11 protein-coding genes are annotated in these 12,694 nt (G+C 42.8%); 8 read left to right on the top strand and 3 right to left on the bottom strand.

The genetic code is table 11. The features are described from left to right. The first annotated feature begins 89 nt into the window (after positions 1–89). Together ACW6PM_RS08385 and galT are read left to right on the top strand one after the other, a co-directional pair. Positions 90–1,259 (top strand): galactokinase, encoded by a 1,170-nt coding sequence (locus ACW6PM_RS08385; RefSeq protein ID WP_308650839.1) that lies wholly within the window; start codon positions 90–92, stop codon positions 1,257–1,259. Between the two features lie 67 nt (positions 1,260–1,326). Beyond that, a complete protein-coding gene (gene galT / locus ACW6PM_RS08380; RefSeq protein WP_456056857.1) occupies positions 1,327–2,862 on the top strand; it encodes a UDP-glucose--hexose-1-phosphate uridylyltransferase in 1,536 nt (511 codons plus the stop codon). Between the two features lie 76 nt (positions 2,863–2,938). Here galT and ACW6PM_RS08375 read toward each other — a convergent pair whose 3' ends face one another. Beyond that, positions 2,939–4,285, bottom strand: coding sequence for an MATE family efflux transporter (locus ACW6PM_RS08375; protein ID WP_456056856.1), 1,347 nt, complete (start codon positions 4,283–4,285; stop codon positions 2,939–2,941). A 246-nt stretch (positions 4,286–4,531) separates the two neighbouring features. Here ACW6PM_RS08375 and hisC point away from each other — a divergent pair, with 246 nt between their 5' ends. After that, positions 4,532–5,590: a histidinol-phosphate transaminase gene (gene hisC / locus ACW6PM_RS08370; RefSeq protein ID WP_456056855.1), complete on the top strand. Its 1,059-nt coding sequence runs from the start codon at positions 4,532–4,534 to the stop codon at positions 5,588–5,590. Further along, the gene (locus ACW6PM_RS08365; protein ID WP_117482293.1) at positions 5,584–6,051 is read left to right on the top strand and encodes a COG2426 family protein; all 468 of its coding nucleotides are present in this window, start codon (positions 5,584–5,586) and stop codon (positions 6,049–6,051) included. The genes hisC and ACW6PM_RS08365 overlap by 7 nt, the downstream gene beginning before the upstream one ends. Here ACW6PM_RS08365 and ACW6PM_RS08360 read toward each other — a convergent pair. Then, on the bottom strand, positions 6,038–6,892 hold the full coding sequence (locus tag ACW6PM_RS08360; protein WP_456056854.1) for a CPBP family glutamic-type intramembrane protease: 855 nt from the start codon (positions 6,890–6,892) through the stop codon (positions 6,038–6,040). The two genes, ACW6PM_RS08365 and ACW6PM_RS08360, sit on opposite strands and share 14 nt — an antisense overlap. A 144-nt stretch (positions 6,893–7,036) precedes the next feature. Here ACW6PM_RS08360 and ACW6PM_RS08355 point away from each other — a divergent pair, with 144 nt between their 5' ends. Next, entirely contained in the window at positions 7,037–7,342 is a 306-nt protein-coding gene (locus tag ACW6PM_RS08355) for a YerC/YecD family TrpR-related protein (protein WP_118004034.1), read from the top strand. A gap of 31 nt (positions 7,343–7,373) precedes the next feature. On the opposite strand, the gene ACW6PM_RS08350 is transcribed toward ACW6PM_RS08355, so the two are convergent. Continuing rightward, on the bottom strand, positions 7,374–8,000 hold the full coding sequence (locus ACW6PM_RS08350) for a DUF1836 domain-containing protein (RefSeq protein ID WP_308650833.1): 627 nt from the start codon (positions 7,998–8,000) through the stop codon (positions 7,374–7,376). 173 nt (positions 8,001–8,173) lie between these two features. Between ACW6PM_RS08350 and pcrA the strand changes: the two genes are divergently transcribed. The 3 genes from pcrA (at position 8,174) to rlmD (ending at position 12,681) form a co-directional block, all read left to right on the top strand. Beyond that, the gene (pcrA, locus tag ACW6PM_RS08345) at positions 8,174–10,465 is read left to right on the top strand and encodes a DNA helicase PcrA (protein ID WP_456056853.1); all 2,292 of its coding nucleotides are present in this window, start codon (positions 8,174–8,176) and stop codon (positions 10,463–10,465) included. Between the two features lie 100 nt (positions 10,466–10,565). Continuing rightward, a complete protein-coding gene (locus ACW6PM_RS08340) occupies positions 10,566–10,880 on the top strand; it encodes a hypothetical protein (protein ID WP_055225055.1) in 315 nt (104 codons plus the stop codon). A 118-nt stretch (positions 10,881–10,998) separates the two neighbouring features. Further along, complete coding sequence (gene rlmD, locus ACW6PM_RS08335; RefSeq protein ID WP_456056852.1) at positions 10,999–12,681, top strand: 23S rRNA (uracil(1939)-C(5))-methyltransferase RlmD; 1,683 nt, start codon at positions 10,999–11,001, stop codon at positions 12,679–12,681. The last annotated feature ends 13 nt before the right edge of the window (positions 12,682–12,694 follow it).

Here is a 12,694-nt window from a genome sequence, read left to right as displayed (position 1 = left end):
ATGTGCAGTTATAATAGAGTTATAAAGAAAAAACGAATTATTTTAACTATCAATTTAACGCAAATACAATCAGCAAAGGAGAAGAAAAAATGATACAGCAGAACGTATTAGACAAATTCAAGGAGCTATTTGGAGCAGATGGGGATATCAGAGTATATTTTGCTCCGGGACGTGTAAATCTGATCGGTGAGCACACTGACTACAATGGAGGACATGTGTTCCCATGTGCACTGACTATCGGTACATATATGGCAGCAAGAAAGCGCGACGACAGGAAGCTTCGCTTTTACTCTATGAATTTTGACAATCTGGGTGTGGTTGAGTCATCACTTGATGAGTTTACACCTGATCCGGATGGACTTTGGACAAACTATCCAATGGGTGTTATGTGGGCCTTTGAGGGACGCGGAATGAAGCTTGAAAGCGGTCTTGATATTGTTTTGTTCGGAAATATTCCAAACGGCTCAGGACTTTCATCATCAGCATCTCTTGAGGTAGTTACAGGATACATGTTAAAGGATATTTACGGCTTTGACGTGACAAATCAGGATCTGGCACTTATCGGTCAGTATTCAGAGAACAACTACAATGGCTGTAACTGCGGTATCATGGATCAGTTTGCATCTGCAATGGGCAAAAAGGATAATGCAATTTTCCTTGACTGCAATACTCTTGATTTCGAGTATGCGCCAATCGTTTTAGACGGTGCAAAGATCGTGGTTACAAACAGCATGGTTAAGCACAGCCTTGTAACAAGTGCTTACAATGACAGAAGAAATGAGAGTGCACAGGCACTTAAGGATTTACAGACAGTATGTGATATCAAGACTCTCGGAGACCTGACAGATGAAGAGTTTGAGGCTCATAAGGATGCTATAAAGGATGAGGTTGCACGTAAGAGAGGCAAGCATGCGGTTTACGAGAACCAGCGTACCATCAAGGCTGTTAAGGCACTGAAGGAAAATGATATTGAGACCTTTGGAAAGCTTATGAACGCCTCACATGTGTCACTTCGTGATGATTATGAGACATCATGCCCTGAGGTTGACGTACTTGTTGATGAGGCATGGAAGATTCCGGGTGTTATCGGCTCACGAATCACAGGCGGCGGCTTTGGTGGCTGTACTGTCAGCATAGTAAAGGACGAGGCTGTTGATGAGTTTAAGGCAAACCTGACAAAGGCCTATGAAGAGAAGGTTGGAAAGACACCTGAGTTTTATGTTGTTTCAATCGGAGACGGACCTAGCCGTCTGGCATAAAATTTGCAATATAAAATAACAGTAACGGATAAATAGGGTTTTCCAGACAATGATTAAGGAGCACGACATGATTCAGGAGAGAATATTAGAATTAGTAAAATATGGTCTTACAACAGGACTTGTTGACCCGGCTGATGAGGTATACACAGTAAACAGACTTCTCGAGGTACTCGGAGTGGACGATATCGAGGATGAGATCTTTGAGAAGGCAGCGGCACAGCCTGCATGGACACAGGAAGAGGCAGAGGAGAAGCTTGAGGGTATACTCGAGGATATGATGACATACGCATACGACAATGGCATCATGAAAGAAAACAGCATTGTATACAAGGATCTTTTTGATACAAAGCTTATGGGCTGCCTTGTAAATGCACCAAGCGTGATCAGAGCCCGCTTTAAGGATTTATACGACAATGAGTCTTCACTTGCGGCAACAGATTATTTTTACAAATTAAGCTGTGACAGCAATTATATCAGAAGACAGCGTATCAAAAAGGATATGAAATGGACCACAGACACAGAGTATGGCACACTTGATGTGACAATCAATCTCTCAAAGCCTGAGAAGGATCCAAAGGCAATTGCTGCCGCTAAAAATGCAAAGCAGAGCGCATATCCAAAGTGCCAGCTCTGTAAGGAGAATGAGGGCTATGCAGGCCGCGTAAACCATCCTGCAAGAGAAAACCACAGAATCATTCCTGTTACAATAAATAACAGCCAGTGGTTTTTCCAGTATTCACCATATGTATACTACAATGAGCACTGTATCGTTTTCAATTCAAAGCATACACCGATGAAAATCGAGCGTGCCACATTTGGAAAGCTGCTTGACTTTGTGACACAGTTTCCACATTATTTTGTAGGCTCAAATGCTGACCTGCCAATCGTTGGAGGCTCTATCCTGAGTCATGACCATTTCCAGGGCGGACACTATACCTTCGCTATGGCAAAGGCTCCGATAGAGAAAGAAATCACATTCAAGGGCTACGAGGATGTTGAGGCAGGTATCGTAAAATGGCCTATGTCTGTTATCAGAATCAAGTCGGCAGACAAGGATAAGCTTATTGACCTTGCAGACAAAATTCTTCTTGCATGGAGAGGCTACACAGACGAGGAAGCATTTATTTTTGCAGAGACAGACGGAGAGCCACACAATACTATCACACCTATAGCAAGACGTCGTGACGGAGATTATGAGCTTGATCTTGTGCTCAGAAACAATATCACCACAGAGGAGCATCCGCTTGGTGTGTATCATCCGCATGCCCACCTTCATCACATCAAGAAGGAGAACATCGGACTTATCGAGGTAATGGGACTTGCAGTGCTCCCGGCCAGATTAAAGGGTGAGATGGCAGAGCTTAAGGAGGCAATCCTTACAGGAAAGGATCTTCACTCGACTGAGACTCTTGCATCACATGCAGACTGGGCTCTTAAGTTTATGTCTAAGTATGATAAGATTGATGAGTCTAATATTGATGGTATCATCAATGAGGAGATTGGACTTGTATTTAAAGAAGTGCTTGAGTGTGCCGGAGTGTACAAGTGCACTGATGAGGGACGTGCAGCGTTCCAAAGATTTATAGATGCGGTAAATGCATAAGATTTATTTTTTATAACGCAATGCCCCAGCGTCCATGCTGGGGCATTGTTGTATGTGGACATAATTCTAACTGCTTCTAAGCTGTTTTTTGTAGTTTGTGCAGGCAGTGGATGAATGCAGGTACCAGGAAGGCATCTGCGAATATCCATGCGAGTGGGCTTGCAAAGCAGGCGGCAGAAAAGCCGAATATCGGTACAAATACAAGTCCGATGAGTGAACGCGCAATCATTTCTGCTACTCCTGCAAACATCGCAAAGCCGGAAAAGCCCATGCCCTGTATGGTGAAACGTACTGTGTTTACCAGAACGAGCGGGATGTAGAAAAATGCATTTGTCAGCAGAAACTGATGAGCCTGTAATACGACCTCTGTTTCGCTTGGCGATACAAACAGGTAAATCAGATAGTTGGCTATAAATAGCAGTGCCACAAAAATTAAAACCGAATAGATCGATCCTATAACTGAGGCTGAAATAAGCCCCTTCTTTACACGTTCGAATTTGGCTGCGCCGACATTTTGTCCACTGTAGGTGGCCATTGTGGAGCCGAGTGCGTCAAATGGACACATCATAAACATTGACAGACGGCTTGCAGCGGTCATTGAGGCAACTGCGATGGAGCCTAAGCCATTTACGGCAGTCTGCAGTATGACGCTGCCTATAGCGGTTATCGAATACTGAAAGCCCATGGGAAGTCCCATGACCATCAGATTTCTGACATATGAAGAGTCAAGCTCCAAATCTTCTCTGGATACATGTAACAGAGGTACCTTTTTGGCTATGTAAATGATGCACAGCAATCCTGATATACCCTGTGACAGTACGGTTGCAAATGCTGCTCCAAACACTCCCATGTTAAATACCAGAATGAAAAGTAAATCAAGACCGATATTTAGAACAGCCGCGATTATAAGGAAAATAACAGGTATGACCGAGTTGCCGAGAGATCTCAGATATCCTGACAGCAGATTGTACAGTATTGTGGCAGGAATGCCTGCAAATATGACAATCAGATACTGGTAGGCAAGATCGTAAATGTCGCTTGGCGTATTCATCCAGGTCAGAATGTGACCGCAGAGAAGCACAGTGAGTGCCGTCATGATTATCGCGATGATTACAGAGACAATCCCTGCATTTCCAACATATTTTTTAAGTCCTTTTTCATCCTTGGCACCAAAGCGCTGTGCTATTGGAAGCGAAAAGCCGGCACACACGCCCTGACAGAAGCCGATGATGAGAAAGCAGATGCTTCCGGTAGAGCCGACTGCGGCTAAGGCCGAAACACTTAGAAAACGGCCGACGATTATAGTATCCATAAGGCTGTAAACCTGCTGAAAAAGCATTCCGAGAAGCAACGGAAGAGAAAAGCCCAGAATGAGCCTGGTAGGAGAACCTACAGTGAGGTCCTTTGAATTATTTTTAGACATTATTTATAATCCCCCTTGATTAAAAATAGATAAAAACATATATAAAAATAGTAATTAAGTGTAATATACAACCTTTACAAACATAAGTAAATGAGGTAAAGTTAATTTGTTGGCATTTTTTTGGGTACATATTTTAAAGTGAATAAAAACGCTGATTTTATGTTTGATATCTTGTTTTTTAAGAAGAAATTTGAATAATCAGTAAATATGTATTGGCTGACATATAATTAAATTTGGAGGAAAAGAATGAGAGACTGGGAAAACAACATTCGAAGGGTTGTGCCTTATACACCGGGAGAACAGCCAAAGAATACCTGTGTTATTAAGTTAAATACAAATGAGAATCCATATCCGCCAGCGCCGGGAGTGAAGGAGGTTTTAAGTAATTTCAATACAGATGATTTAAGACTGTATCCTGACCCAAGGGTTGATAAGCTGGTAAATGCAATTGCGGATTTTTATAGGATAGACAGCTCGAAGGTGTTTGTCGGAGTTGGCTCTGATGATGTACTTGCCATGATTTTCATGACATTTTTCAATTCAAAAAAGCCGATACTGTTTCCTGATATTACGTATTCATTTTATGATGTCTGGGCAGATATGCTTCGAATCCCTTATGAGCAGCTTCCGCTGTCTGATGATTTTTCAATAGTGCCGTCAGATTATTATAAGGAAAACGGCGGAGTAGTATTTCCAAACCCTAATGCTCCGACAGGAAAGCTCATGCCTCTTGATGAGATAGAGGATATAATAAAGCATAATCAGGATGTAATTGTCGTGGTAGATGAGGCATATGTGGATTTTGGCGGTGAGAGTGCGCTGCCGCTCATTGACAAATATGATAATGTCATTGTGGTACAGACGTTCTCAAAATCACGCTCTCTGGCAGGCTCAAGAGTTGGTTTTGCCATGGCAAGCCCGGTGCTTATCAAGTATCTGAATGATGTGAAATATTCGTTCAACTCATATACCATGGACAGAATCACAATCGAAGCAGCTACAGCAGCGATAAAAGACAGAGCATACTTTGAAGAGACCACAGCAAAGGTCATAAAGACACGTGAGTGGACAAAGACAGAGCTTAAGAGGCTTGGCTTTACATTCTGTGACTCAAAGAGCAACTTTATATTTGCAAAGCCTGCAAATGTTTCGGCAACAAAGCTCTTCGAGGACCTTAAGGCAGACAATATATTTGTCAGACATTTCAGCTCACCTGAGCGGATCAACGACTATCTGCGCATATCCATAGGAACCGATGAGCAGATGCATACACTAATTAAATTTTTGGAGAATTATTCATGTTAAAAAAATATATTTACATCTTTTTAATTTCAATGGTGCCACTTATTGAGCTTCGAGGAGCAGTTCCGGTTTCGCAGGTGATGGGCCTGCCGATAGTGCCGTCATTTATCGTTTGTATCATTGCAAATATGCTTCCGGTACCAATTATTTATCTTTTTGCGAGAAAGGTGCTCATCTGGGGAGCAGACAAACCAATCATTGGAAAGTTCTTCAGCTTCTGCCTTGAAAAAGGAGAGAAGGGCGGTAAGAAGCTTCAGGCAAAGGCCGGAAGAGGTCTGTTTGTTGCACTTTTACTTTTCGTAGGTATCCCGCTTCCGGGAACAGGTGCATGGACAGGAACACTTGCTGCAAGTATCCTTGATATGGATTTCAAGTCAACAGTTGCCGCTGTCATGCTTGGAGTACTGCTCGCCGGTATGATTATGATGATAGTAAGTCTGGCGGGTGTGTCTATATTCCTGTAGAATTTATGGGGAGCTTTCTTCGTCCTTTGTTAAACAGTACAAATCCGGCTGCCAGTGAAACAATTGTAACCGCAATCACAATCACAAAGGCTACTACGCTATTGTCTGGCTCAGGGAAAAATCCTGAAAGTGTGCCCCAAAGGTTGAAAAGCAGATGCAGCCCCATAGAGTAGTATATCGAGCCACCGCGTTCGCAGACATATCCGAGCACGATGCCAAGTGCAAAGGCATATATGCCCTGAATCCAGTTGAGATGGAACAGTCCGAAAAGTGCAGCCTGCATCAGATTGGCAAGAGCAAACGGCAAAGCCTTTCTGGCGCAGCGCATGGTCACACCGCGGAAGATAAGCTCCTCACAGATTGGCGCCAGTATGACAGAATAAAGAACGGTCACAAAGGTGGTATCTGTGATGCCGGATGTCTCAAAAAGCTTATTGTACTGCTGAAGCCAGTCGGGACGGATATAGCCGGTTAAGCTTGCAATGAAATTGGCAGCAAACTGTGTACCCGGCACGAGTACGACGATTGCCGCAAGCATCATGGGATTGAAGGTTTTCTTAGCAGATGGAAGAAAATCACCATCGTATCTGGCATAGTACCACATGCCAAAAATTGCTATGGTAATGAGTGCATAGATGACCATAATCATCATGTTAAAATTCACAGATGTAAATGTCTTTTCAATGCGGTCAGATACGTTTGCAGAAGCAAAAGCAAGCTTTCCGACAAGCCCCTGTCCAAACACTCCCATACCCATCATAAAGAATAAGGCGATAGTCTGAATTGCCTCAACTGCAAGCAGTGGGACAAATGTGTAAAAGAAATATCCTATTTTTTTCATTTTCAATTTACTCCATTCTGATTTATTAGGCGATAGTAACATTAGTATAACATATCGGAATTTAATTGCAAGAAAGCTGTTTACTTTAAAACTTTAATATGTTAAAATTGAAAGTAAATAAATCGCATGAAAAAGGAGAACACGATGAGCAAGAATCTTAAAACAGAAGCAGTAGACCATTTGTTTGATGCTATTTTGTGTCTCAAGGATAGAGCAGAGTGTTATACATTTTTTGAGGATGTTTGTACTGTAAATGAGCTTTTTTCTCTATCACAGAGATTTGAAGTGGCAAAGATGCTTAGAGAGCAGAAGACATATCTTGATATAGCAGAAAAGACCGGGGCTTCCACAGCCACGATCAGCCGTGTCAACAGATCATTAAACTACGGCAACGATGGATACGATATGGTTTTTTCACGCATGGAGGATAGCTCTGATAAAGAGGATTAGTTTATCATAGGGGGAAAGAAAAACAGGCTCGTTAATTTGAGCCTGTTTTTTTATGGGAAGAATCCTCTTTTTCTTCATTTAGATTGTCGATCATGCGCTCAATCAGCATTTTCTTGATGTAGACATCAAAGCTCAGCATGCAGATAAAGCTGAATGTGTGGAGAAATTTCTGATCCTCATCAGGAAAATCCTCAAATGTCTCGCCGGCAATCTTGTATTTCTTGCCGAGATCCTTTAGGAGCTTCTGCGACTCTCCAGCCTCTAAGCTGAAAACCTCCGTATAGACATCCTGCATCGTAAATCCGTCGTCGTTGCCGAAATACTTCTCGGTAAGCGGATTAAGAATCGAACGGATATCGTTGATGCTAAGTATATTTTTGAAATAATATATAAAAAGCAGTGTGAGCACGTGCTCCTTAGAGTACTTTTTCTTGTCCGGAGAAGGGAGCAGATTGTTTTTGGCATAGTTGTTTATCATTGTCTTGGTAAGGATTTTGTCGCTTTCATAGCGCTTTGATGCAGCGAGCTGCTCGTCCATGAAGGTTGTGACCTGATCCATGTACAGATCAATGTTTGGTATGTCCTCCGGCTTTATATAATCTATTGATTTAAGCTGTTTTAATAATTCTGATAAAAATTCTTTAACGTCATTCTCCATATCATCACCTCAGACTTCTATTATATAGTATTGAAAACTATATGACAAGTTTTTTTTGAATTTTCTCATATTGGGTTGTGCAAAACATATGTTTGTGGTATGCTGTAATTAAATTATTTTTGTATTTATGGTATGTGTGCCTGTAAAAGACTGGAGAATTGAGAGGAAAACAGATGAACTTAGATATGTTGAATGAACAGCAGAGAGAGGCCGTTTTGACTACGGAGGGACCGCTTCTTATTTTAGCGGGGGCAGGCAGTGGCAAGACCAGGGTCCTCACATACAGGACAGCCTACCTGATAGATGAGTGTGGTGTTAATCCTTACAATATCATGGCAATCACCTTCACCAACAAGGCTGCGGGAGAGATGCGTGAGCGAATTGATGATATGGTGGGCTATGGTTCGGAAAGCATATGGGTTTCTACCTTCCATTCGACATGTGTGCGTATACTGCGCAGGTACATTGACAGGCTGGGATATGATACGAATTTTACCATATATGATGCTGATGACCAGAAGTCTCTGATGAAGGACATCTGCAAGCGCCTTGAGATAGATACCAAGATGTATAAGGAAAAGATGTTTTTAAATGTCATATCATCGGCAAAGGATGAGATGATTGATCCGATAGAGTTTGAAAACCGCTTTACAGGTGACTTTGTGAAGCGCAAGCAGGCACTTGTATACAAGGAGTATCAGAATGCCTTAAAGCAGAATAACGCACTCGATTTTGATGATCTGCTTGTGAAGACAGTAGAGCTTTTCAAGCTGGATAAGGAGGTGCTTGATTACTATCAGGAGCGCTTCAGATATATCATGGTGGATGAGTATCAGGACACCAACACCGTGCAGTTTGAGCTTATCAGGCTGCTTGCCATGAAATATAAGAATCTGTGTGTGGTTGGTGATGATGACCAGTCCATTTACAAGTTCAGAGGTGCCAATATCTACAATATCTTAAACTTTGAGAAGCATTTTGAGGATGCAAAGGTCATAAAGCTCGAGCAGAATTATAGGTCTACCCAGAATATCCTTGATGCCGCCAACAGTGTCATTTCCAACAATGTGGGCAGAAAGGATAAGCGCCTTTGGACCGACAACGGAGCCGGAGACAGGATTACCTTTGAACAGCTTGAGAGCGGCTTTGAGGAAGCAGATTATGTGGCGCGCTCGATAGCTAGGCTCGTGAGAAAGGGTGAGGCGCACTATAAGGACTGTGCTGTGCTTTACCGAACCAACGCGCAGTCGCGTCTTTTCGAGGAAAAATTTATTGCAGCCAACATCCCATACAAGATTGTCGGCGGCGTGAATTTCTATGCCAGAAAAGAAATAAAGGATATCCTTGCATATTTAAAGACTATTGACAATGGTCATGATGACCTTGCGGTAAAGCGAATCATAAATGTGCCAAAGCGCGGCATCGGAGCCACAAGCATCAATAAGGTGACAGACTATGCCCTTGAGAAGGGGATAGATTTCTATACGGCACTGCGCTATGTCGATGAGGTGCCGGGCATGGCGAGGTCAGCAGGCAAGATAAAGCCGTTTGTGATGTTTATACAGTCGCTTCGTGCGAGAGCCGAGATGGATTCGGTTTCGCAGCTCATACAGGCCATTATCGATGAGACCGGCTATGTCGATGAGCTGAAGGCCGAGGGCACGGATGAAGCAGAGCAGCGTATTGAGAATATTGATGAGCTTATAAACAAGGCTGTTGATTACGAGCAGGGTGAAGAGAATCCTACTCTCAGTGGCTTTTTGGAGGAAGTGGCGCTTGTAGCCGATATAGACGGGCTTGACGAAAACAGCGACTATGTGGTTCTTATGACTCTGCACAGTGCTAAGGGACTTGAGTTTCCGAATGTGTATCTGGCGGGCATGGAGGATGGTCTTTTCCCAAGCTATATGTCAATCACAAGCGATGATGCCACAAGCGAGATAGAGGAGGAAAGGCGCCTTGCTTATGTTGGCATCACGAGGGCCAAGGAGCATCTGACCATCACATCGGCGCGTATGCGCATGGTGCGTGGAGAGACACAGTTCAACAAGGTATCGCGATTTGTGAAGGAGATACCGCGTGAGCTTATGGCAGGCGAGGTCTATGAGCCAAAGCGTCGTGACGACGACATTGAAAGAAATTCACAGAGCACCTACAGAAAGGCTAAGGAGGCCTTCAAAAAGACACCTACATACGGTACAGAGTATGCGACCACGTTTAATACACAGCGCACAAGGACACCTGTATACACACCTGTGAGCAACCAGAAGTCATTTGCCAGTGCAAATACCACCGGAGGTCTTTCATATAAGGTAGGAGACAGGGTATCGCACATCAAGTTTGGCGCGGGAGAGGTCATGGCAATTGTAGAAGGCGGCAGGGATTATGAGGTTACCGTGGACTTTGACAAGGCCGGTACCAAAAAGATGTTTGCCTCATTTGCCAAATTGAAAAAAATTGACTAAAATTATTGTAATTTTTGTAGGAAAATTGGATATAATATGCTATAATGGATTTAACAAATAGCATTTGACAATTACTTTTGGAAAAGGAGCGGATTGAATTATGAGTAGAGTTGAAGAATTATTAAAGGACAACAAGCTTACAGAGAAGCTCAGCATGGCAAAGCTTAATGATCTTCTCAAAAAAGAAGAGGAAGAGAAGAAGCCTTCCAAGGCTGTTATCATATTTGCCATCATTGGTGTGTTAGTTGCAGTTGCAGCAGCTGCATATGGTATCTACAGATTCTTTACACCGGATTATTTAGATGATTTCGATGATGAGTATGATGATGAATTCGATGATGATTTCTTCGAGGATGAAGACGATGATGATGCTGAAGAGGAAAAAGAGGCACCAAAGACTAAAGAAGAGAAATAATCGTTTTTAGATAATGGGGGCTACATATGTAGTCCTCATTTTTCTTTATGTGTGAAGCCAGGCACTTGAAGTCGGGCATACAAAGGAATAATAAAGTAAAAAGAGAGATAAGAATTACATGAAAAAAGGATTTAGAGGAACAGGAACCGTAGAAAGAGTAGACTTCCCGAACAAGGGAATAGCCGTTACAGATGACGGCGACAGAGTAATTGTGAAAAATACAATTCCGGGACAGAAGGTGGAATTTGTTGTAAATAAAGTAAAGCATCAAAGGGCAGAGGGCAGACTCATGGAGGTAATTGAGAAATCGCCTCTGGAGACAGAAGAGCCATGTCCTCACTTTGGAATGTGCGGGGGCTGTACATATCAGACAGTGCCTTACGAAAAGCAGCTTGATATGAAGCTCACCCAGGTGAAAAAGCTCATTTCGGATGCCATCGGCACTGAGGAAGAGTCAGGATATGAGTTTATAGGGATACATGGAAGTCCTAAAAAGAGCGAATACAGAAACAAGATGGAATTTTCCTTCGGTGATGAGTACAAGGATGGTCCACTCGCGCTTGGCATGCACAAAAGAGGAAGCTTTTATGACCTTGTGACAGTATCGGACTGTCAGATAGTGGATGAGGATTTCAGGACAATATTAAAGGCAACACTTGATTATTTTTCCAAAAACAATATTCCATATTTCCACAGAGCAACCCATAAGGGCTATCTGAGGCATCTGCTTGTCAGAAAGGCAACAAAAACCGGCGAAATCATAGTAGACCTCGTTACCACCACACAGACAGAGGGCTTCAACGAGGAGGAGCTGCTCGCAGGCTTTAGATATGCACTTTTGACCAGGCACTATGACGGCAGATTCAAGGGTGTTTTACACACAAAAAATGACAGCGTGGCAGATGTGGTCAAAAACGAGGGTACAGAGGTACTCTACGGAGATTCATATTTCTACGAGGAGCTTTTAGGTCTGAAATTCAAAATCACACCATTCTCATTTTTCCAGACCAACTCACTCGGAGCGGAGGTGCTCTATGAGACAGCGCGAGAGTTTATCCTGGGAGATGACAGGGATTCGCTAAACGGTAAAACAGTCTACGACCTCTACAGCGGAACAGGTACCATCGCGCAGCTTATGGCACCGGTGTGTAAGGAGGTAGTAGGTGTCGAGATAGTCGAGGAGGCAGTTTGCGCTGCAAAGGAAAACGCTGCCCTTAATGGCCTTGATAACTGTAAATTTATCGCAGGTGACGTGCTCAAGGTGCTTGACGATATAGAGGAAAAACCGGATTATATAATTCTTGATCCACCACGAGACGGAATCCATCCGAAGGCTATGGGCAAAATCATAGATTATGGTGTTGAGAATATGGTTTATATTTCATGTAAACCGACAAGCCTGGCAAGGGATTTGCAGATATTTATGGCTAGAGGATATAGAGTGGAGAAGATATGCTGCGTGGATATGTTTCCGAATACTTATCATGTGGAGACGGTATGTTTATTGTCCAAACTTCATGAAGCGAAGCATTATGTGAATGTGAGACTGGATATGGATGAACTGGATTTGACATCTGCGGAGAGTAAGGCAACCTATGAGGAAATCAAAGCATACGTGGCTGAGCATAATGATGGAATGAAAGTTTCAAATCTGTATATTGCACAGGTTAAGGCTAAGTATGGGATTATAGAGCGAGAAAATTATAACAAGCCTAAGTCAGATGATGCCAGACAGCCTAAGTGTCCAAAGGAGAAGGAAGAGGCAATAGTAGAAGCGTTGAAAGCTTTTAAGATGATTTAGTTTAGGAGTATGA

The sequence above is a fragment of the Agathobacter sp. genome, assembly GCF_977054825.1.
Note: the sequence above shows the minus strand (reverse complement) of the source record. Positions and strands in the feature narration are given on the sequence as shown.

Bases quoted from the DNA above. Each gene is read 5' to 3' on its own strand.
- hisC (WP_456056855.1), top strand. From the start codon at position 4,532: ATGAGAGACTGGGAAAACAACATTCGAAGGGTTGTGCCTTATACACCG.
- ACW6PM_RS08360 (WP_456056854.1), bottom strand. From the start codon at position 6,892: ATGAAAAAAATAGGATATTTCTTTTACACATTTGTCCCACTGCTTGCA.
- ACW6PM_RS08365 (WP_117482293.1), top strand. From the start codon at position 5,584: ATGTTAAAAAAATATATTTACATCTTTTTAATTTCAATGGTGCCACTT.
- ACW6PM_RS08355 (WP_118004034.1), top strand. From the start codon at position 7,037: ATGAGCAAGAATCTTAAAACAGAAGCAGTAGACCATTTGTTTGATGCT.
- ACW6PM_RS08340 (WP_055225055.1), top strand. From the start codon at position 10,566: ATGAGTAGAGTTGAAGAATTATTAAAGGACAACAAGCTTACAGAGAAG.
- ACW6PM_RS08375 (WP_456056856.1), bottom strand. From the start codon at position 4,285: ATGTCTAAAAATAATTCAAAGGACCTCACTGTAGGTTCTCCTACCAGG.
- galT (WP_456056857.1), top strand. From the start codon at position 1,327: ATGATTCAGGAGAGAATATTAGAATTAGTAAAATATGGTCTTACAACA.
- rlmD (WP_456056852.1), top strand. From the start codon at position 10,999: ATGAAAAAAGGATTTAGAGGAACAGGAACCGTAGAAAGAGTAGACTTC.
- ACW6PM_RS08350 (WP_308650833.1), bottom strand. From the start codon at position 8,000: ATGGAGAATGACGTTAAAGAATTTTTATCAGAATTATTAAAACAGCTT.
- pcrA (WP_456056853.1), top strand. From the start codon at position 8,174: ATGAACTTAGATATGTTGAATGAACAGCAGAGAGAGGCCGTTTTGACT.
- ACW6PM_RS08385 (WP_308650839.1), top strand. From the start codon at position 90: ATGATACAGCAGAACGTATTAGACAAATTCAAGGAGCTATTTGGAGCA.